The organism is Nonomuraea sp. NPDC047897, from assembly GCF_043204415.1.
Classification (GTDB): Bacteria; Actinomycetota; Actinomycetes; order Streptosporangiales; family Streptosporangiaceae; genus Nonomuraea.
In genome coordinates, this window is record NZ_JBIDCC010000006.1 from 336,628 (window position 1) to 355,839 (window position 19,212).

General features: G+C 73.3%; 13 protein-coding genes and 1 pseudogene. 6 read left to right on the forward strand and 8 right to left on the reverse strand.

Going from position 1 to position 19,212, the window contains the following annotated elements; genetic code table 11:
• Positions 1 to 22 precede the first annotated feature (22 nt).
• The 3 genes from ACGF0J_RS16370 to ACGF0J_RS16380 are packed head-to-tail and all read right to left on the reverse strand — an operon-like array spanning position 23 to position 4,732.
• Positions 23 to 1,444 carry an asparagine synthase-related protein gene (locus ACGF0J_RS16370; RefSeq protein WP_393146406.1) on the reverse strand — a complete coding sequence of 474 codons (1,422 nt, stop codon included), beginning with the start codon at positions 1,442 to 1,444 and terminating at the stop codon, positions 23 to 25.
• Positions 1,441 to 3,318 (reverse strand): alpha/beta hydrolase family protein, encoded by a 1,878-nt coding sequence (locus tag ACGF0J_RS16375; protein WP_393146408.1) that lies wholly within the window; start codon positions 3,316 to 3,318, stop codon positions 1,441 to 1,443. The genes ACGF0J_RS16370 and ACGF0J_RS16375 overlap by 4 nt, the downstream gene beginning before the upstream one ends.
• Before the next feature lies 1 nt (position 3,319).
• Positions 3,320 to 4,732 carry an asparagine synthase-related protein gene (locus tag ACGF0J_RS16380; protein WP_393146410.1) on the reverse strand — a complete coding sequence of 471 codons (1,413 nt, stop codon included), beginning with the start codon at positions 4,730 to 4,732 and terminating at the stop codon, positions 3,320 to 3,322.
• Between the two features lie 368 nt (positions 4,733 to 5,100).
• On the opposite strand from ACGF0J_RS16380, the gene ACGF0J_RS16385 reads away from it, so the two are divergent.
• Positions 5,101 to 7,110, forward strand: a complete 2,010-nt coding sequence (locus ACGF0J_RS16385) for an AMP-binding protein (protein WP_393146412.1) — start codon at positions 5,101 to 5,103, stop codon at positions 7,108 to 7,110.
• A 14-nt stretch (positions 7,111 to 7,124) separates the two neighbouring features.
• Here the strand turns inward: ACGF0J_RS16385 and ACGF0J_RS16390 are convergent, their stop codons facing one another.
• Both ACGF0J_RS16390 and ACGF0J_RS16395 read right to left on the reverse strand, forming a co-directional pair.
• The gene (locus ACGF0J_RS16390; protein WP_393146414.1) at positions 7,125 to 7,613 is read right to left on the reverse strand and encodes a nuclear transport factor 2 family protein; all 489 of its coding nucleotides are present in this window, start codon (positions 7,611 to 7,613) and stop codon (positions 7,125 to 7,127) included.
• Positions 7,614 to 7,725: 112 nt separating this feature from the next.
• Positions 7,726 to 10,413, reverse strand: a complete 2,688-nt coding sequence (locus ACGF0J_RS16395; RefSeq protein WP_393146416.1) for an AAA family ATPase — start codon at positions 10,411 to 10,413, stop codon at positions 7,726 to 7,728.
• A 141-nt stretch (positions 10,414 to 10,554) separates the two neighbouring features.
• Between ACGF0J_RS16395 and ACGF0J_RS16400 the strand changes: the two genes are divergently transcribed.
• Entirely contained in the window at positions 10,555 to 12,432 is a 1,878-nt protein-coding gene (locus ACGF0J_RS16400) for a thiol-activated cytolysin family protein (protein ID WP_393146418.1), read from the forward strand.
• 32 nt (positions 12,433 to 12,464) lie between these two features.
• Here the strand turns inward: ACGF0J_RS16400 and ACGF0J_RS16405 are convergent, their stop codons facing one another.
• Complete coding sequence (locus ACGF0J_RS16405) at positions 12,465 to 13,145, reverse strand: TioE family transcriptional regulator (RefSeq protein ID WP_393146420.1); 681 nt, start codon at positions 13,143 to 13,145, stop codon at positions 12,465 to 12,467.
• A 90-nt stretch (positions 13,146 to 13,235) separates the two neighbouring features.
• On the opposite strand from ACGF0J_RS16405, the gene ACGF0J_RS16410 reads away from it, so the two are divergent.
• The gene (locus ACGF0J_RS16410; RefSeq protein WP_393146422.1) at positions 13,236 to 14,402 is read left to right on the forward strand and encodes an erythromycin esterase family protein; all 1,167 of its coding nucleotides are present in this window, start codon (positions 13,236 to 13,238) and stop codon (positions 14,400 to 14,402) included.
• A gap of 43 nt (positions 14,403 to 14,445) precedes the next feature.
• On the opposite strand, the gene ACGF0J_RS16415 is transcribed toward ACGF0J_RS16410, so the two are convergent.
• A complete protein-coding gene (locus ACGF0J_RS16415; protein ID WP_393146424.1) occupies positions 14,446 to 15,360 on the reverse strand; it encodes an NAD(P)H-binding protein in 915 nt (304 codons plus the stop codon).
• Between the two features lie 62 nt (positions 15,361 to 15,422).
• On the opposite strand from ACGF0J_RS16415, the gene ACGF0J_RS16420 reads away from it, so the two are divergent.
• Complete coding sequence (locus tag ACGF0J_RS16420; protein ID WP_393146426.1) at positions 15,423 to 16,193, forward strand: helix-turn-helix transcriptional regulator; 771 nt, start codon at positions 15,423 to 15,425, stop codon at positions 16,191 to 16,193.
• Positions 16,194 to 16,221: 28 nt separating this feature from the next.
• On the opposite strand, the gene ACGF0J_RS16425 is transcribed toward ACGF0J_RS16420, so the two are convergent.
• Positions 16,222 to 16,848: a TetR/AcrR family transcriptional regulator gene (locus ACGF0J_RS16425; protein WP_393146428.1), complete on the reverse strand. Its 627-nt coding sequence runs from the start codon at positions 16,846 to 16,848 to the stop codon at positions 16,222 to 16,224.
• A 148-nt stretch (positions 16,849 to 16,996) separates the two neighbouring features.
• On the opposite strand from ACGF0J_RS16425, the pseudogene ACGF0J_RS16430 reads away from it, so the two are divergent.
• Together ACGF0J_RS16430 and ACGF0J_RS16435 are read left to right on the forward strand one after the other, a co-directional pair.
• Positions 16,997 to 17,932: pseudogene (locus ACGF0J_RS16430) on the forward strand (RNA polymerase sigma factor); the annotation flags it as partial.
• A 69-nt stretch (positions 17,933 to 18,001) separates the two neighbouring features.
• Complete coding sequence (locus tag ACGF0J_RS16435; protein ID WP_393146430.1) at positions 18,002 to 19,210, forward strand: winged helix DNA-binding domain-containing protein; 1,209 nt, start codon at positions 18,002 to 18,004, stop codon at positions 19,208 to 19,210.
• The last annotated feature ends 2 nt before the right edge of the window (positions 19,211 to 19,212 follow it).

Consider the following 19,212-nt stretch of genomic DNA (forward strand, 5'->3'; position numbering starts at 1 on the left):
GGCCCACCGGAACCGCCGCCGCTCACGCCGTCGCCCCCCGCTGCTCCGCGCCGCGCAGCCACAGCTCCACCGCGCTGGCCGTCGCCACCTCGAACGTGTCCCGGCACCGCGACCGCCAGTCCGGCCGCAGCAGCCCCCGCTCGACGGCCAGCACCGGTTCCACCCGCGCCAGCCGCCAGTAACGCGCGTACGACTGCGACCCCCGCTGCCGGTACGGCGGCAGCACCGCGCCCACGCCGTCCGGCAGCAGGTCGGCGACCAGCCGTTTCCGGCGCAGGTACTCGTTGTCGTACGCCCCCGAGTACCGGGCCGTCAGCGGCAGGTGGAAGGCGTACTCGGCGAAGACCGGGTCGTAGAACGGCGCGGCCTCGGGCAGCTCCGTGGCCGGCACCACGACGTCGTACGGGAACGTGCGGTGCATCATCAGCGCCTCCGCCCACGTCACCCCCGCCTCGGCCGCGACCCGGGCCGCCTCGGCCCGGTAGTCGTCCTCCCAGCCGCACGCTCGCTCGAGGACGTCCTCGGCCAGCAGGGCCGAGCCGTGCTCCCGCAACCGGCGCGGCCAGGCGGTGGACCAGTAGAGCCCGGAGGAGGCCCGGCGGCCGAGCCGGCCGGCCAGCGCCGCCAGCAGCTCACGCGCCGGCGGCCCGCCGCCGAGGGAGGCGTCGCGCAGGTAGGCGGCCAGGTCGCCGAACGAGCCCGCGGCGAGCAGCCGCGCGGACAGGTAGCCCGGCGCCTCCAGTAACTGGTCGGCGCCGCTTCCGTGGAGCACGATCTGCGCCCCCGCGCCGGCGGCCAGCTCGGCCATCCCGCGGTGCAGGCGGGGGAAGCCGTCGAAGCGGGGGCCGTGCGCGGACCAGTCCGGTTCCGGCCAGCGCCGAGGGGCGAGGTCCACGCGCAGGTGGGGACAGCTCAGGCCGAGGAAGTCCAGCAGCCGGTCCACCACCACTTTCGGGCGGCGGCCCCGGTCGTCGGCGATGTCCATGGTGACGGCCAGCAGCCGGCGGCCGGTGCGGCGGCAGACCCGGGCGGTGACGGCGAGCAGCGCGGCGGAGTCGAGGCCGCCGGAGGTGGCGACCGCGACGTGTTCCCGGTCGCCGATCGCCCGCTCGACCGCGGCTTCGAGCCGGTCGCGCAGCTCGTCCGGGCGGGCGTGCCCGCGTGGCCGGGGCGGGGCGTGCCGGACGCGTTCCAGCCCGGCCCACGGCGCGGCGGGGAACAAGTCGGTGCTCAGCCCCGGCCAGGTGAACCAGGCGCCCAGCGCGGCCAGGGAGTACGTGCCGCCGGTGCCGGGCGGGGCGGCGGCGCGACCGGAGCCGGCCTCCCGGTAGGCGGGCCGGGTGACGAACGGCGCGAGCCGGTCCGGCGCGGCGCTGTAGCGGAAGGAGGGGGCGGGTTCCCGGGCGGGAGCGGGCGGGGCGGTCGCGTGCTGCGGGGTGGTCATGTGCGCCTCTCTGCGAGGTGGTACGCGAGCTGGCGGCTCACCACGTGGGCGAGCCTGATCCGGTTGGCCGGGCGCGTGATGCCGTGGCCCTCGCCGGACAGGACGAGGCAGTGGTGCGGGTGGCCGTGCCCGGCCAGCGCGGCGGCCATCGTGGTCGCGTGCGTCCAGGGGACCAGCGGGTCGTCGCGGCCGTGCGCCAGCAGCACCGGCGTGTGGCAGCGGGCGGCGTGGGTGAGTGGTGAGCGCTCCCGGAGCAGGTCGGCGTCGCGGTCCGGGTCGCCGACGCGGTGCAGGAAGTGGGCCCGCTCGTGGTGCGCCGACCCCCGCACGTGCCGCAGGAACGCCACCAGGTCGGTCGGCGCGCAGACGGCCACGGCCAGCGCGAACGCCTTGGGGCGGGCGGTGGCGGCCATCAGCGCGGCGTACCCGCCGTACGACTGGCCCATGACGGCCACCCGGCCGGGGTCGGCGTGCCCTTCGGCGACGGCCCAGCGCACCGCGTCCTCCAGGTCGTCCTGCATGCCGCCGCCCCAGTCGGCGCGGCCCAGGTCCAGGAAGCGGGTGCCGTACCCCTCCGAGCCGCGGAAGTTGACGCGCAGGGACGCGTACCCGCACGCGGCCAGCCACTGGGCCTCGGGGGACAGCCCCCACGTGTCGCGCGACCAGGGGCCGCCGTGCACGAGCAGCACGGTCGGGTACGGCCGGGCGGCGGGACCGGACGGGGTCACCAGGTAGCCGTCGAGCGGCAGCCCGTCGCGCGCGGGGATCGTCACCGTGGTCGTGGGCGCGACCCCCGCGGTCGCGGGCCGGCTGCCCACGAGCCGGAGCAGGGACTTCGCCCGCCGGTTCGGCGGGCCGGCCGGGACGGGGTCGACGGCGCCGGTGCGGCGCTCCCACACCAGGTCCCGGGGCGGCGTCCGGCCGTCGTCGAGCCGCACCAGCCAGGTCGCGTTGTCGCGGGTGAGGCCGGCGAGCTGGAGCTCGCCCGGATGGCGGGCGGTCAGCGCGGCCAGGTCCGCGGCCAGCTCCGGGTCCAGCGCGCGGTGCTCCAGGCGTGCCCCGGCCGACACGAGCGCGAGCTGCGGCAGCCGCGTCACCGGGTCCAGCACCACGTCGAGGTCGTGCCCGCCGTCGTCAAGCACGGTGCGCACGGTGCCGCCGCGCAGGTCCAGCAGCCGTACGCCGAGGAACCCGCCGCGGCAGGGCGCGGACAGGTACAGGCCGTGCCCGTCCGCCGTGACGTCGATCGGATGGGTGACCAGCGCGCCGGGCGGCGGCGACCGCCACACCTCGTGCCAGCCGTCCGGCCCCGCGGCGCGCACGTCCGCCTGATCCGCCCGGCCCGCGGCCCGCGCCTGCGCCGCGTACACGACGAGGGCGCCGTCGGCGTCCCGGGCGGTGGCGGCGCACGGCCGGTCGTCCGGATCGCTGAACAGGCGGCTCACCCCCTCCGGGACGGGCACCGGGCGGGCGGGGCCGGTCCGCGCGGACAGCAGGTGCCAGGCACGGCCGCCGTCCGGGGTGGCGCCGGCCAGCAGCAGGCTGCCCCGGCGCGGCTGGTCACGGTCCACGACGTGCACCTCTCCGGCCCCCTCCGGTGTGACCTCCGCCGTACGGCCGGTGGCCTCGTCGTGCACCACCACCCGGGGGTGGCGGCCGGACAGGACGGCCAGCACGGCACCGCCAGCCGGCCACCAGGTGTGGTCCACGACCTCGGCACGGCCGAGCGGCAGCCTGCGCACGCCCGCGCCGCGCCGCCACACGAACAGCCCGGGCTCCCGCTCGCTCTGCCAGCTCACCGCCCCGCCGCAGGGGGCCAGGGCGAGGTGGACGGCCGGTTCGGCGCCGAACCAGCGGCGCGCCGCGGCGCGCATGCTAGCGGACGGTCACCGGCTCGGCGCCGGCTTCGAGCGCGCCCGCCACCCACCGCTCCACGTTGCGCACCACGATGGGCAGCCGCGGATGGACCCGTTCCAGGTCGAGCCGGTCCATGGGCCGGATCAGCCCCAGCTCCTCGACCAGCAGCGGCCCCTCGGGCAGGACGTCCAGCACGTAGCGGCGGAAGGCGTCGGAGTAGCTCTGCTTGTACTCCGGCAGCAGCGGCCGCAGCTCGGGCGGCAGCAGCCGCAGGTGCAGCGCCTTGTACCACTGGTACGGGTGCGGCCCGTCGGCCCGGAACCGGGCGGCGGGCGGCAGCCCGAAGGCGTACCTGACGAACCGGTCGTCCACGAACGGCGAGCGCTGCCGGATGGGGGCGCCCAGAGGGTGCGCGTCGTACGCCCACGGGAAGATCGAGTCGCGCAGGCTGGCCGTCGCCCAGTCGCCGCCCTCGGCCCGGAACGACGCGAACCTGGCGGCCAGCCAGTTCTCGACCCAGTCCCCGACCGAGTCCCGGTAGGCGTCGGTGAGCACCGAGCGGCGTCCGCTGTTGACCACGTCGCGCAGCGCGGTGGCCACGTACAGCTGGAACGACGTCTGAGGAGGCAGCCGCCCGGCGGCCAGGGCGGCCGCCTCGCCGGCCACCTCCACCACGGAGTCGCCACGGCCGAACGCCGCCAGGTAGTGGCGCAGGTCCCGCCACCGGCGCCCGCGCGCCAGCGAGCCGGACAGGTGGTTCCAGGCGCCCAGCACCTCGTCGCCGCCCTGTCCGCTGAGCAGGACGGTGGCGCCGATGGCATGGGCGTGGTCCACGGTGGCCTGGTGCAGGCGCGTGTAGTAGTCGTGCCGGGGGCCGAGCGGCGACCAGCACGGCTCGGGCAGCGCCCGCCACTCGGCCGGCAGGACGTGCAGGTCGCAGGGGATGCCGACGGCACGGAGCTGCCGGTGGACCAGGCTCGCGGTGGCCTTGCCGAACTGGTCGCGCAGGTTCCACACGACCGCGCTCAGCCTGCGGCCCTCGCGCCGGGTTTGCTCCCAGGCCTGGACGAAGACGGCCCACGAGTCCATGCCGCCGGACAGCAGGACGACGGCGGACTCGGCGTCGCCCAGGCAGCGCGAGACGGCCGCGGAGAACTCCTCGCGCAGCGCCGACTCGTCGGAGGAGCCGAGCGGGGGCAGGTCGAGGGGCGGGCGGTGCCGTACGACGCCCTCCCACGGGCACTCGGGCGGGAACTCCGCCTCGAACGGCAGCCCGTCCAGCAGCAGCGCCAGCCGCTCCAGGGAGAAACGTCGGGCGGGCGCGGCCAGCCGCAGCGGGTCGCCGCCGAGCGCGCCGTCCTCCGTACGCGAGTAGAGGGGCTCGGACAGGATGTCCGAAACCCCTCCAGAGGTGCCGAGTTCTGATCGCAAGGAGTGGTTACCGCTTCTTGTTCAGCATCTTCCGGGATGCCCGGAACGTCGCCCAGAACTCGGAGACGGCTCTCGCGTTGCGGCGGACCGCGGACTCGCTCGGCTGGGTGGCGTTGGCGACGAGGAGATTTCCTCCACACCGCCGGACACCGCCGCAACTGTCACGAGGTAGGTCACTGTGCCCCATCTCGTACCTCCAATCGGGTGCGAATTCGGGACGAGTCTTAGTAATGGCGGTAAGAGGGTCAACGATGAACATCAATCGCCTTGAGCATTCTGATCAAGACAGCCCGTGGTGCGTATGGTGGGAAGGCGTGCCGTTGGCCGTCCGCTGGTAGGCCGTTCGCGGGGAGGGACCGCCGTTGCCCGTGTCATCGCCTGTGTCGCTGGCCGGAATCCTCGCCCGCCGCGCGGCCCGGCATCCGGCGGCGCCCGCGTTCACCGTCGACGGGGTGGGCACGCTCGACTACCTGACCTGGCACCGGGAATCCGGGCGGGTCGCCGCCGGCCTGGCCGCTCGCGGGCTGCGGCCGGGGGAGCGGGTGCTGCTCGCGTTCGAGGACGGCGACTGGCTGGCGTTCGCCTCCTGCCTCCTCGGCGTGCTCGCCGCCGGCGGTGTGGCCGTCCCCGTGCGTGCCCCCGTCCCGCCGTCCCACCTGCTGGCCACCGGCGCGGCGGTGACCTCGGTGGGCCTGGTCGCGGGCGGGCCGGTCACGGGGGAGGGGCCGCCGGTGCCGGGCTTCGACGGGTGGCAGGCCCGTGCCGGCGAGCTGACGGCCGCGCCGAGCGCGCCCCCCGGCCCCGCCCCGACCCCGCCCGCCCCGACCCCGCCCGCCCCGACCCCGCCCGCCCCGACCCCGCTCCTCACGCCGGAGCCCGTCACGGAGCCGCGCAGCGGCGCCGACCCGGCCGTGGTGATCCTCACCTCGGGCACCACGGGCACCGCCAAGGCCGTCCTCAGCACCCACGCCTCGCTGACCGAGGACTGGCCCGGAGGCGACGACGTGCCGCCGCCACAGGTCAACGCGCTGCTCACGTCCGTCGCCATCGGCACGAACGCGGCGCTGTCCGTGCTGAAGGGCTGCCTGGTCAACGGCGTGCACGTGGTGCTCACGCAGCCGTTCGCCGCCGAGCGGCTGGCCGCCCTCATCGACGAGCACCGGGTGACGGCGCTGAGTCTGGTGCCGACCACGGCGCGGCTCGCGGTGGCCGCGCTGCGTCGGCAGGGGTGCGCGCCCGGACGGGTGCGGTCCGTGGTGTCGTCGTCCGCGCCGCTCGACCAGCCGACCGTCGCGGGGCTCGCGGCGGTCTTCCCGGCGGCGGAGATCTTCAACGTCTACACGGTGGCCGAAGGAGGCGCCGGGCTGCAGCACCGGTGCTCGCCGGACCGGCCGCCGGCGCTGGGCACGCTCGGACCGGAAGCGCGGCTCGTGGACGCCGCGGGCCGCGACGTGGGCCCCGGAGAGACGGGTGAGCTGTGGCTGCGGCACACCGGGCCCGCGCTCGGCTACCTGACACCCCTTCCCGCCGGAGCGGCCGGCGGTTCCGGAACGCGCTATCTGGCGGACGGGTGGATCGCGACCGGAGACCTGTGCCGGCGGGACGCCGACGGGTTGGTGCACTTCGTGGAGCGCGCCGACGACGTGGTCGTCTCGGGCGGCCTGAACATCGCCTCGGCCACGGTGGAGGCAGCGCTGCGCACTCACGGGGCGGTGGCGGAGGTGGCGGTGTTCGGGGTGCCGCACGCGGTGCTCGGCAGGGTCGCCGTCGCCGCGGTAGTCCTGTCCCCCTCGACCGCCCCCGCCTCGACCGCCCCCGCCTCGACCGCCCCCGCCTCGACCGCCCCCGCCTCGGCCGTCTCGCCGGCCGAGCTGCGCGACCACTGCGCGGCGCTGCTGCCTCGCGACCACGTGCCGGCCGACGTCGTCATCGTCGCGGAGCTGCCGCTCACGCCGAACGGAAAGGTCCGCAAGCGGTTGCTGGCCGACCGGTACGCGGGCACGCACCGGCCCGACGCGCACCGGCCCGACGCGCACCGGCCCGACGGCCGCCACGCCGACCCGCCCACCGGAACCGGCGCTGACCCGCTCGGCGCGACCGGCGTCACCACACCCCGCGCCGCGGCCGGGCACGACGGGCGGGCCCGCGCGGTGGAGGAGACGGTCCTCGCCGCGTTCCGCGAGGTGCTCGGCGTCGAGCAGGTCGGACCGGACGACAACTTCCTGCGGCTGGGCGGCCACTCCTTGCTTGCGGTCCAGCTCGCCGGCGAGCTGGAACGGCGCCTGGGGCGGCCGGTCCCGTCCGCGTGGATCCTGCGTTTCCCCCGCGCCGGCGACCTGTCCGACGCCCTGACGGGCACCCGGGCCGAAGCGCGTTGAGCGACGCCGGCTCGTCAAGGCTTCAGCTCGGTGACCTGCCAGGCCAGGCAGCGCCACCGGTCCTGCTCCACGACGAGGACGTGGAGGTTGCGGAAGCGCCTGACCGGTTCGTCCGTGGTGACGATGCTGCGCACGACACACAGGTTCGGACCACGGCCTGTCCATAAATCGTCCGCGTCGACGTCCCGGTCGAGATCAGGGTTCGCCGGCCGGGCGACCTCGGCGAGCAGCTCGTCGCGCGCCTGCTCCTCCCCGCGGGCGCGCGTGATGCCGACGAAGTCCGCTGCCAGGAGACGCTCGGCGGCCTCCCGGTCGTGGCGGTTCTCCGCCTCCACGAGCCGCCGCACGGTCTGGACGGGGTCCGGGCCGGTTGCGGGACGCGGCTCCAGCAGGCGGAACAGTTCCAGCCATCCGCTGAAGTCCTCCGGGCCGTCGGCGCCGTTCCGGAGAACCTGTCCACGGACGCCGTCTGACGAGTGGTGCAAATCCAGGACGAAGTGCACGCCTTCGCCTCCCTAGGTCGTTGCCGTACACGGCCATGGTCACCCTCGTCCGGGTCCGGCACCCCGGGGAGGAGCCCGGGGATGTCCCTGGGCGCGGCTCTGCTGGGGGCTGCTAGGGGTCGCCGCCGGGAGCGAACCGGGCGGCGAGTTCGGCCCGGTTGGTCACACCGAGCTTGGTGAAGACGTGTCCGAGGTGGTACTCCACCGTCTTGACGCTGACCAGCAGTTCCCTGCCGACCTGCTGGTTGCTCCTCCCGGTGGCCACCAGCCTGGCCACCGCCAGCTCACGGGCGGTCAGGTCTCCGCTGCGGGGACCGCGCCGCGGAGCGAGACCGCAGGCGGCCAGTTCCCGGTCGCATCGTTCGAGGAAGGGGGTCGCGCCCAAGGCGGCGAAGACGTGGTGTGCGGCGGTCAGCCGGGCCGCGGCCGCGCTCCGGGATCCGCGTCGCCGTAGGAAGCAGCCGAAGTCCAGCTCCAGCCGGGCGCGGTCGAAGGGGACGCCCGCCCGCGCGGCGTGCCGCAGGCCGCGTTCGAAGGCTTCGGCAGCCCCGGTGAGGTCTTCGCCGGCGGCCAGCAGGTTGCCCTTGGCGCGAAAGACCCGTACCAGGGAGACGTCGCGAGCTCGTTCCAGCGCCCGCCGCTCGAACGGCGCCAGCACGGCCTGGGCGCAGTCCGGTTCGCCGACGGCGAGGTGGGCGTCGCTGAGCAGGTCACGCCAGTCCATGACTCCGGGTTCGTCGACCCCGCCTCGGTCGGTGAGGTCAAGGAGCGGATGCAGCACCCGCAGGACCCGAGCGGGGTCACCTTGGGAGGTGGCCAGCCAGGCTTCGGCAACTCCCTGATAGAGCCGGTTGGCCGCGATCTTCTCCAGGCGGCGGCCTTCGGACAGGTGTTGCTCGGCGGTTGCCCGATCACCGCGTTTGGCCGGGACCAGCGCGGCCAGGGCGAGGACACCGCCCGCCATCCACCGCTGGTCGAACTCTTCCGTCAGCGTCACCGAGATCTCACCGTGGACGATCGCCTCGTCCCAGTTCCCGGTGAGGTGCAGGGCATTGCCGAGGTGTGCGTGGGCATTGATGCGCTGGAACGCCGACAGGCGCTCGCTGCAGGCGAGCAGGCCGGTCAGGTCGGCGATCGCGCCGCGGAGGTCACCGCTCCAGGTCCGGACCGCCCCTCTGCCCACCAGTTGATCGTGGTCACGTCTGGTGCCGGCCGCCGCCGTGGGAAGGTGGGCGACCCCGTCCAGAGCCTTGCCCGGACCGTGCAGGAAGAACATGGCGGGCAGGCGGATGCCGCGGACGATACCCATGTCGAGGTCATTCCCGGCGATGCTGAGCGCACGTTCCGCCCACAGGATCGACTGCGCGGTGTGGCCCTCCATCACGGTCAGGAGGGCCAGCTGCTCCGCCGCGCGAGCCGCCATCAGGGGGCCGGCCGCCCGATCGGCACGGTTCCATGCCTCGGTCAGGTGCGGGACGGCTTCGTCGCTGCGGCCCTGGATCTGGGCCAGGACCCCGTGGGCGAAGGCGCGGACGTCGGCCGGGCAGCCGGCGGGCAGCCTCTGAGCGAGGGTGGCCGCCTCCTGCATCCGGCCGGCATGGGCGAGCGCACCGATCGCCTCACCGAGCAGCTGAGCGCGGTGAGCTTCGTCCCCGGCCAGGTGAGCGGCCTGCAACAGGTGAGTCCCCGCGGCCGACCACAGGCCGCCGCGTTGCTCGTCCCGCGCGAAGGCGGCCAGTTCGGCGGCCAGCTCGGGGTCAGGTCCGGTGGCGGCCCGCACCCGATGATGGAAGCGCTCACCATCGGACAAGGCGAGCTCGGCCGCGCGGGCGTGCAGGCGATGGCGGGTCGCCACCCCCACCCCCTGATAGATCGCCGCCTGCGTCAAGGGGTGCGGGAAGCTCACCTGAAGGCCGTATCCGGCCTGCTGTTCCTCCAGAAGTCCAGCGCTGACCGCCTCGTCCAGGGCGGTCAGCGGCTCGACGGCGGCAAGCCGGGCGATGCCGTCGATGGGGCTCGGAAGAGTCAGGACGCTGGCCGCGGCCAGGAAGTCGCGGGTGGCCGGGCCGCAGGCGGCCATCCGCGCCAACACCAGCGAGGCGTACCCGTGGGGAGCCGGAAGCGGCCGGGTCAGATCGTCGAAGACACCCGCCGGCAGGTGTTCCAGCAGTTCGCGCACGTGCAGCGGGTTACCCGCGGTGAAGGCCCACAGGCGGTCCGCCGCCGCGCTGCCCAGCACCAGGCCGTCGACACTGCGCCGGAACTCGCGCAGCTCGGCGGCGGGCAGGCCGCTGAGGTGGATACGGGCCGTCCGGTCATCCTCCAGGAGTTTGCGCAAGCCCGTGGGCATGTCCGTCGCAGCCGGTTCACGTGCGACGACAACGGACAGCACCTGGTCGGCGCGCAGGCGGCGCAGCGCGAAGGTGATCGCCTGGAGCGACGGAAGGTCGGCCCAGTGGATGTCGTCCACGATCACCGCGACCGGCCCGCCGTCCTGGAGCGTTCCCAAGCGTTCCAGGAACTCGATCCCCGCCGCGATCGGATCCCGGTCCGCCGGGTGGGGGTTCCCCGTCAGCTGGGAGAGCACGCCGTAGGGAAGATCGGTCTCGTTCTCGTCACCACTGGCATGGAGCACGGGCAGTTCGGGCCGGCCGGAGAGGAAACGGCGGACCAGCGTGGTCTTGCCGATGCCGGCAGCGCCGTCCACCAGGACCAGGTGCGGGATGCCGGCTCTGACCTGTTCGAAGACCTTGTCGAGTCGTTCCAACTCGTGGACCCGCCCGACGAACGCCGAAATCATCTCTTCATCGTGGGCGGGTGACGCCGCAGCGCCTAGGCCCCAACGTGGTTGCCTTGAGGTAATTCCCCGGGCCGCGCCCTGGGGTGCGCGTTCTGCCGCCTTCCTATGGTCGAGCCATCGATTCCCGAGGAAGGAAACGGCATGACGACTCCCGCGGACAACGGAACCCTGGTCAAAGGGGAATCCTCCCCCCACATCTATCTGGTGGAGGACGGTCGCCGCCGGCTGGTCCCCGATGACGTCACCTTCACGCGGCTCGGCCGAGGCGGCTACGAGGCTGTCCGGGTCCTGCCCGACCGCCAGCTCGACGAGCTGGAACACGGCAGACCGCTGCCTTCGGTGATGGAAGGCACGGTCCACATCGCCCCGGACGCCACGTCCGCCTTCCTGGTGCGGGCGGGGACGCTCCGGGAGGTGCCCGACGAGCAGACCCTGGCCTGGCTGCCACGCGACCGCGCGTCCGTCGTGGAGCCGTCGGATCTGAAGCTGTTCCAGATCGATCAAGGGCCCGCCCTGCCGAGCATCACCGACACCCCGCCGAACGTCCTGGAGGTGGACGCCTACCTGCGTTCGCTGGCGCCGCTGCCCGCCGAACCGGCTGACGAACGCCAGATCGGCGTCAAGCGGCGGCAGGCGCGGGTGGACGACGTGGACGTCGAGGTCACGGAAGCCACGATGGAGATCGTCAACCTCGTCGCAACCTTCACCGAGACGACGCCGGTCCCCGACGCCCTGTGGGCGGGCGCGGCCGTGACGGGCCAGTCGGTGCGGACCGGCGCACTGGCTCCCATCAACCTGACGCGCTACCCGGGAACGATCACCGTCACCACCGATCTCAGGACCACGAGCCCGAGGTCTCGCAGCAGCCGCCTGGACACCCCCACGTTGCCGTCCTACATCGACACCCTCAACGCCCTCGTTGCCGAGCTCGCCCCCAAGGACGCCGCGGCCGCCCTCGACCACAGGGTGATCCAGATCAGCAGTCTGGAGGAGGGCATGGTCAACCTGGGCGTCAACGTCAAGGGAGCCATGTTCAACATCGGAGCCAAAGCCGGCTTCACCACCAGACTGGAGCGGTCCACCACTCTGGGCCTGTTCACGCAGACCTACTACGACGTCGCCTTCACCCCGGACGGATCACCCTCACGGTTCTTCGCCGACGACGTGACGCTCGACGAGGTCAAGCTGTACGCGGGACCCGACAACCCGCCGTGCGCCATCTCAAGCGTGTCCTACGGCCGGGCGATCCTCATCTTCGCCGAATCCACCAAGAGCTACACCGAAGTGAAGGCGGCACTGGAAGCGGCCTGGACGGCGGGTGTCTCCGGCGATCTCACCATCGACGGCAAGCACGCACAGGTCCTGCGGCAGTCCTCGCTCAGAGTGGTCGTCGTCGGCGGCTCCGCCGGCAACGCGGGCCGCGTCCTGGCCGATCCAGCCGCGACCCTCACCACGTTCATCCAGGACGAGATCCGGGTGACCCCCGACGTTCCGGCGGCGCCCATCAAGTACACAGCGCGATATCTGGCGCCCCCGCACAACCAGGTCGCGGTCAACCGCACCACGGAGATCGTCCGGGTGGTGGACGGCCGCGTCTCCGGCGGCCCGGTGCTGAGGGTGGGCGGCATCCTGGTCGGCGAGGGCCGCGACGGCGGGCCGGTCAACACCGGGATCAGGTTGAGCAGGGGGGACCGGATCAGCATCACCGCGACGGGCACCATCTGGGCGGGCTGGGTGTTCATCGACCGCAACGGCCCCGAAGGACTCGCCGGGCCGGGCAAACCCTGGTATCCCCTTCCCGAGGCGCGCGGATCCAGCCTCATCGCGGGGTTCAACAACGCCAACTGGTTCTACGTCGGCGGCGGGACCGACCAGCCTGTCGTCGTCCCCGACGAGCAGCACGGCTCTGAGCTGTGGCTCCGGCTCAACGACGACAACGTGACGAACGGCAACGGCGCCTTCAACGTCACCGTAATCGTGGAGCGCCGCCTGCCGGTCATCCCCGCGCGGTATGTGTGACGATCAGGTGCCGGGCGGCTCACGGCGCGCCGTCATCGGCGGGCGCGGAGGTAGGCGTCCAGGTCGGCGGCGCCCGTGAGCATGGCGCGGCCCCGGGCGGACAGGCGGCCCTGCCAGTCGCGCAGGGTCGACTCCAGCGGGGCGACGCCACCGGCGGAGCGGACCTGGGCGATCAGCGGGGCGATCTGCTCCAGCAGGTAGCCGCCGCGCCTGAGCTGGTGGGCCAGCCGGGCGTCCCGTACGTCGGCCGCGCTGTAGATCCGGTAGCCCGTCCGCGGGTCGCGGCGCGGCCGGACCAGACCGGCGTTCTCCCATTTGCGCAGGGTGGCGGGACGGAGGCCGAGTCTCCTGGCCAGGGGGCCGATGAAGGTGTCGCCGCGCTCCTGCGGCAGGGGCGCCAGGTCGCGGAGCGCGGCCTCGACGGCCTGGAGGGTGCGGCGGTCGTCGAGGAGCTGGCCGTGGCTCTCGTCGATGAGCCGCAGCGCGTCCTCGGTGGCGCCCCGGTTGACCGCCTGCATGATCGACGTGGCCGTCTGGTGGCCGTGCCCGGGCACAAGGGCGAGGAACGCGCGCAGGGCCTGTGCGTGCAGCGGCGTGTAGGTGCGGTAGCCGTGGGCGGTGCGTTCGGCGGCGGGCAGGATGCCGGCGTCCTCGTAGTTCCTGATCGCCTGGGTGGACAGGCCGTGCTCGCGCGCCAGGTCCACTGGTCTCATGGGTGCATCACCGATTGAAGGTCCGTTGCGACGGTAGCGGGAGTTCGGCGGCAAAGTTTACACCGAAAGTTCAACGATACGGTTGATGCCATGGATATCAAGGACACAGCCCGTCCGCTGGACGGCGGGGGCGTCTCGGCGTTCCTGCGGTCGCTGCCCGCCCGGCCCCTGCTGCTCGGCCTGGGCGAGGCCAGGCACTTCGTGGAGGAGCTGGGCGACGTGCGCAACGAGATCTTCCGGCATCTGGTCGAGCACGAGGGCTACCGGTCGTTCGCCATCGAGAGCGACTGTCTGATGGGCCTCGTGGTGGACGACTACATCACGACGGGCACGGGCACGCTCGACGACGTCATGGAACGCGGCTTCAGCCACGGCTTCGGCGCGTTCCCCGCCAACCGCGAGCTCGTACGCTGGATGCGGGCGTACAACGAGGAGCATGACGACAAGCTCCGCTTCTTCGGCTTCGACGGACCTGTGGAGTACTGGGCGGCGAGCCCGCGCGAGGCGCTCACCGGCCTCCACGCCCTCCTCGAAGGTCCGCTGCCGTGCGGCGCGGAAACCCTCGACACGCTGCTGGGCCCGGACGACCGGTGGTCCAACCAGGCCGCGGCCATGGACCCGGCCCAGTCGATCGGCCGGTCCGCCGACGCCCAGCGCCTGCGCGTGATCGCCGACGACCTGGTGGCGCTGCTCGAGACACAGGCGCCACGGCTGAGCGGCCAGGACAGGGAGCGGGCGGAACTGTACGGGCGCACCGCCACCGGCCTGCTCCGCTACCACCACTGGATGGCCGACGACTCCCCGGAACGGTGGGCCCGGTTGTCGGCCCTGCGGGACGCCATGATGGCCGCCAATCTGCGTGCCGTCGCCGAGCGCGGCCCGGCCCTGGTCTTCGCCTCCAACCTCCACCTGCAGCGGAACAAGACCGTCATGGCGTTCGGTGACCAGCAGTTGGAGTGGTGGAGCGCGGGAGCGATCACAGCGACCTCCCTGGGAGACCGGTACGCCTTCCTGGCATCCGCCTTCGGCACGGCCGGCGACGACACCCCGCCCCCGGACACCGTCGAGGGCGTCCTGTGCACGCTCCCGTGGGACCACGCCCTCGTCGACGCCCGCCGCCTGGCCGAGGCCGTCACGAAGGTCGCCCCGCGCACCTCCCGTGACTTCGCCTACTTCCCGCTGAACCCGGTACACCTCGACATGATCGACGGTGTCGTCTTCCTCAAGGAGGCCGTCAGGCTCGGCCCGTTGGGCTGACCGGCGCTGTGTGTACGCCGATGACGGGGCGGCCGGTGCCGGGTCACCCGGTTCCCCGGGCTCCGTCAGAGCCATGGAGAGCGGGACGAAGCTCGGCCCAGGCCCAGGCTGCGAGCGTCGTGTCCGTCGTGGTCTCGGGGGTGCGCGGCTGCTCGGGCACGAATCCCTCGCGCAGCCCGGTCGACATGCCCATGACGGCCTCGACCTGCGCCGCGGACATGCCGTAACCGGCCAGTGTGGCGCGCATGGCGTCGTCCTCGACGCGGTGGGCGGTGATCGTACGGCCCAGCACGTCGCCGACCGCGGCCAGGGCGTCGTTCCAGGACAGGTCCCGCGGCCCGTGCACGCCCTGGACCCGGCGGCCTGACCATCCGGAGCGGAGCAACAGGGACGCAGCCACCATGGCGATGTCGGCCGGCGCGACCCAGGAGAACGGCTCGTCGGTGGGGCGGAGCACGGCTACGGCGCCCGAACGGATGGCGTCGAGTTCGAACAGCAGATTGCTGAAGAAGTAGCCGCACCGCAGATGGGTGACGGCCGGGCCGGTGTCCGCGGCGGCGATCCGGTCCAGGGCCTGTTCCACGTGGGCCAGCCCGTCGATCTCGCCGGCGCCCCTGCGGAGCTCCGCTCCCATGCTGCTCTGCAGGACGGTGTGCGGGATGCGGTTCGCGGCGACCGCGGCGGCGACGGCCTCGCCGACCGTGGCGTACGCGGCGACGGGGTCGTCGCTCTGCTCGGCGGGCACGACCAGGTACAGCGCGTCGACGCCGCGGGTCGCCTCGGTGACGGCCGCGGCGTCCCGTAGATCCACCTCCCGCGCGTCCACGAGGTCGCCCCAGCCCGCGCGGGCCTGCTGGGGATGACGGCTCAGCAGGCGCGGGCGGACGCCGGCGCGGACCAGGTGGCCGACCAGGAAGCGGCCGACGTTTCCCGAAGGTGCTGTGACAGCGAGGTTCATGGCTGCCACCGTACGGCTAGTTGTGGCCGGATCCCGTCCACAACTGCGGCCACACTGAAGGCATGTCCGATCTCGCGCCGCCCGGCGGCGACCCCGCCGGCCGGACCCTTCGCCTGCTGGAGCTGTTGACCACCCGGCCGGGTTGGCCGGCTGCCGAACTTGCGCGGCGCCTCCAGGTCAGCACCCGCACCGTCCGTCGTGACATCGCCCGCCTGCAGGGCCTCGGGTACGCGGTTGAGAGCAGGCCAGGACCGGGTGGCCACTACGCGCTGCGTCCCGGAGCCCGGGTCCCGCCGCTCGTCTTCCAGGACGACGAGGTCATGGCCTTGGTCGTGGCCCTGCGCATGGTCGAGGGAGTCCTCGCCGGGGACGCCTCGCAGCGCGCGCTGACCAAGCTGTCGCAGGTGCTGCCGCGGCGGTTGCGCGGCGTGCTCGACCATGCCGCCGCGGGCAGTGAGAACGTCGACGGCGGGCGCGGAGACGTGGAGCCGACGACCCTGGCCGCGGTGCTCCGGGCGGCCGGCGCGGAACTCCCGCTGCGTTTCGTCTACCGCGACCGGCACGGGGCCGTCACCCGACGGCGGGTCGAGGCGGTGCGGTGCTTCTACGCTCGCGGCCGGTGGTACGCGCTCGCCCACGACCTCGACGCGGGCGACTGGCGAGTGTTCCGCCTCGACCGCGTGCACGAGCCGGAACCGGGGCCGGAAACGAGGCCGGAAACGGGGCCGGAAACGGGGCCCGGAACAGGGGCGCAGACGGTCGGCGAGCGCCGGCCGGTCGAGGACCTCGCCGCCTGGCTTGCCACCGACTTCGGCCGCCGCCCGGGCCCTTGACCTGCCGCCGGCCTGTGCGCGCCGCGGCTCAGCGGACGGCGTAGTCGCCGACGGCAGGTTCCAGCAGGTCGAACACCCGCGTCGCCGCCTCCGACAGCGCCGCGGCCAGTTCGTCGGTGTCCTGCCCGTCCAGCGTGCGCCGCTGCAGTTCGCGGAACAGCAGCCGGTGCGCCGCCCCGAGCTGCGCCGCCACGGCCTTGGCGGTCAGCTCGTCGCCCGTCTCCTCGGCCAGTCGTGCGGCCAGGGCGTCCTCCCGCTGGTCGTGCAGGTCGCGCAGGCGCGCCACCAGGGTCGGGCTGTCGGCCACCATGCGCGCGAACTCGATTCCGGTGAACCCGACGACCGGGTCGCGCCGCTGCGCCGCGTCCATGAACACCCGCCGCAGCGCGGCCAGAGCCGACTCGCCGGGAGCCCGTTCGGCCACGGCCGTCGCGAGACTCGCCACGAACTCCTCGTGGTGGTCGAGTGCCAGGTCCTCCTTCCGGGGGAAGTAATTGGTCACGGTCATCTTGGCCACCCTGGCGGCCGCCGCGATGTCCGCGATCGTGGTTCTGTCGAAACCGCGCTGGAGGAAGAGTTGGGTAGCGTGGTCGGAGATGGCCTGCCGGGTCTCTCGCTTCTTCTGTTCTCTCAAGCCCAAGGTGTCGATGCTCATAGCCGCCAGCCTCTCACAAATTTTTAGGTTCGACCTCATTTTAGGTTGACTCAGTTTCCGGGCTGACCTAAAGTTGTGCTGGGCCTAATTTTAGCTCCACAGGATCCCGAGCGAGGAGAGTGTCTTGTCCCAAGCAGCAGAGGTTCTCGACCTGGACGACTCCGCCGACTCCGCGGTGGCGGGCGCCGACTCGGTCAAGACCTACCTGAAGGCGATCGGACGGGTCCCGCTGCTGTCCGCCGAGCAGGAGATCGACCTCGCCAAGCGCATCGAGGCCGGCCTGTTCGCCCAGGAGCGGCTCGAAACCGAGCCCGACCTGCCCGCCGACCTCCGCGCCGACCTGGCATGGATCGCCGACGACGGAGCCCGCGCCAAACAGCGCATGCTGGAGGCCAACCTACGGCTGGTCGTCTCCATTGCCAAGCGCTACACCGGCCGTGGCATGCTCTTCCTCGACCTCATCCAGGAGGGCAACCTCGGCCTCATCCGCACGATCGAGAAGTTCGACTACCGGCTCGGCTTCAAGTTCTCCACCTACGCCACCTGGTGGATCAAGCAGGCCATCACCCGGGCCATGGCCGACCAGGCGCGGACCATCCGCATCCCGGTCCACATGGTGGAGCTGATCAACAAGGTCGCGCGCACCCAGCGTCGCCTGCAGTCCGACCTGGGCCGCGAGCCCACGCCCGAGGAGATCGCCGCCGAGACCGAGCTGCCCGTCGAGCGGGTCGTCGAGGTCCAGGCGTACGGGCGGGAGCCGATCTCGCTGCACACGCCGCTCGGCGAGACCGGCGACAGCGAGTTCGGCGACCTCATCGAGGACACCGAGGCGGTCTCCCCGGCCGACGCGGTCTCCTTCACACTGCTGCAGCAGCAGCTCCGTTCCCTGCTCGGCGAGCTGACCGAGCGCGAGGCGGGCGTGATCTCGATGAGGTACGGGCTCACGGACGGCAAGCCGATGACGCTGGACGAGATCGGCAAGGTCTACGGCGTGACCCGCGAGCGGATCCGGCAGATCGAGGCCAAGACCATGTCCAAGCTTCGCCACCCGTCCCGGGCGCTGGCCCTGCGCGACTACCTCTGATCCGCCCAAAGCGGAACGTCATATGCCGCATTGCCTCCTACGGTGGTCGCGAACCCCCGAGGAGGCGAAATGATCGAGGTCTCGTGGTCGCAGGTCAGCGCGAGGAGACTGGAACGCCAGGCGCTGGCCGCGCCCAGCAAGGGCGGCACTCCCGCGGACGTCGTCGCCGCCATGTGCGGGGCGCACGCCCAGGTGATGTCGGCCGCCGAGCTGTCGGTCGCGCTCCGGCTCGACGGCGCGACCAGGGTGGACGTGCGCCGGGCGCTGTGGGAGGAGCGCACCCTGGTCAAGACGTACGGGCCGCGCGGCACCGTTCACCTGCTGCCCGCCCGCGACCTGCCGATGTGGGTGGACGCGCTGTCCCGGCTGCCGCTCGGCCACAACGCCTTCCCCGAGGGCATCAGGATGACGGCCGAGCAGACGGCCGAGGTGATCGAGGCGATCCGCGTGGTGCTCGACGGACGCGACCTGACGATCGACGAGCTGAACGACGCGGTGGTGGGCCTCACGGGGCCGTGGGCGGGCGACCTGGTGATGCCGGCGTTCCAGACGATGTGGCCGCGCTGGCGGCAGGCGATGGCGACCGCCGCGCACCACGGCGCGTTCGTCTTCGGACCGCCCCGCGGCCGCAAGGTCACCTACACCAGCCCACCGCCGAGTCCAGCCCCTGCCCCGGCCGCCGTCCCCGCCGAGGAGGCCACCGGTGCGGGCGCGCACGCGGAGGAGCGCGCGCCGGGAGGCGGCGCGGCCTTGGACGGCGCCGTCGAGCTGCTGCGCCGCTACCTGACCGGTTACGGCCCCGCCACGCCGGAGCAGTTCGCCCGGTGGATCGGCGCGCCCCGCTCCTGGGCCGCGCGGGTGTTCGAGGCGGCCGGGCCGGAGCCGGTCGCGTTCCACGGCGGCACCGGCTGGGTCGTCCCCGGCGACATCGCGGCTCCCGCGCAGCCGCCCGCCGGGGTGCGGCTCCTGCCCTACTTCGACGCCTACGTCATCGCCGGCCGGCCCCGCGAGCTGCTCTACCCCGGCGCGGCGAACAGCCGGGCGCTGGCCGGCGGCCAGGCGGGCAACTTCCCGGTCCTGCTGGTGGAGGGCACGGTGGCCGGCGTCTGGCACCAGCGCCGCTCCGGCCGCCGGATCCGTGTCACGGTCGAGACGCTGCGCCCGCTCACCCGCGCCCAGTACCGCGAGCTGGACGACCAGGTGGCCCGGGTCGGCGAGATCCTCCAGGGCCGGCCCGAGCTGACCCTCGGTCCTGTCGCCGTCGGCCCGCACGCCTGACA

Bases quoted from the DNA above. Each gene is read 5' to 3' on its own strand.
- ACGF0J_RS16370 (WP_393146406.1), bottom strand. From the start codon at position 1,444: ATGACCACCCCGCAGCACGCGACCGCCCCGCCCGCTCCCGCCCGGGAA.
- ACGF0J_RS16375 (WP_393146408.1), bottom strand. From the start codon at position 3,318: ATGCGCGCCGCGGCGCGCCGCTGGTTCGGCGCCGAACCGGCCGTCCAC.
- ACGF0J_RS16395 (WP_393146416.1), bottom strand. From the start codon at position 10,413: ATGATTTCGGCGTTCGTCGGGCGGGTCCACGAGTTGGAACGACTCGAC.
- ACGF0J_RS16400 (WP_393146418.1), top strand. From the start codon at position 10,555: ATGACGACTCCCGCGGACAACGGAACCCTGGTCAAAGGGGAATCCTCC.
- ACGF0J_RS16405 (WP_393146420.1), bottom strand. From the start codon at position 13,145: ATGAGACCAGTGGACCTGGCGCGCGAGCACGGCCTGTCCACCCAGGCG.
- ACGF0J_RS16410 (WP_393146422.1), top strand. From the start codon at position 13,236: ATGGATATCAAGGACACAGCCCGTCCGCTGGACGGCGGGGGCGTCTCG.
- ACGF0J_RS16415 (WP_393146424.1), bottom strand. From the start codon at position 15,360: ATGAACCTCGCTGTCACAGCACCTTCGGGAAACGTCGGCCGCTTCCTG.
- ACGF0J_RS16420 (WP_393146426.1), top strand. From the start codon at position 15,423: ATGTCCGATCTCGCGCCGCCCGGCGGCGACCCCGCCGGCCGGACCCTT.
- ACGF0J_RS16425 (WP_393146428.1), bottom strand. From the start codon at position 16,848: ATGAGCATCGACACCTTGGGCTTGAGAGAACAGAAGAAGCGAGAGACC.
- ACGF0J_RS16435 (WP_393146430.1), top strand. From the start codon at position 18,002: ATGATCGAGGTCTCGTGGTCGCAGGTCAGCGCGAGGAGACTGGAACGC.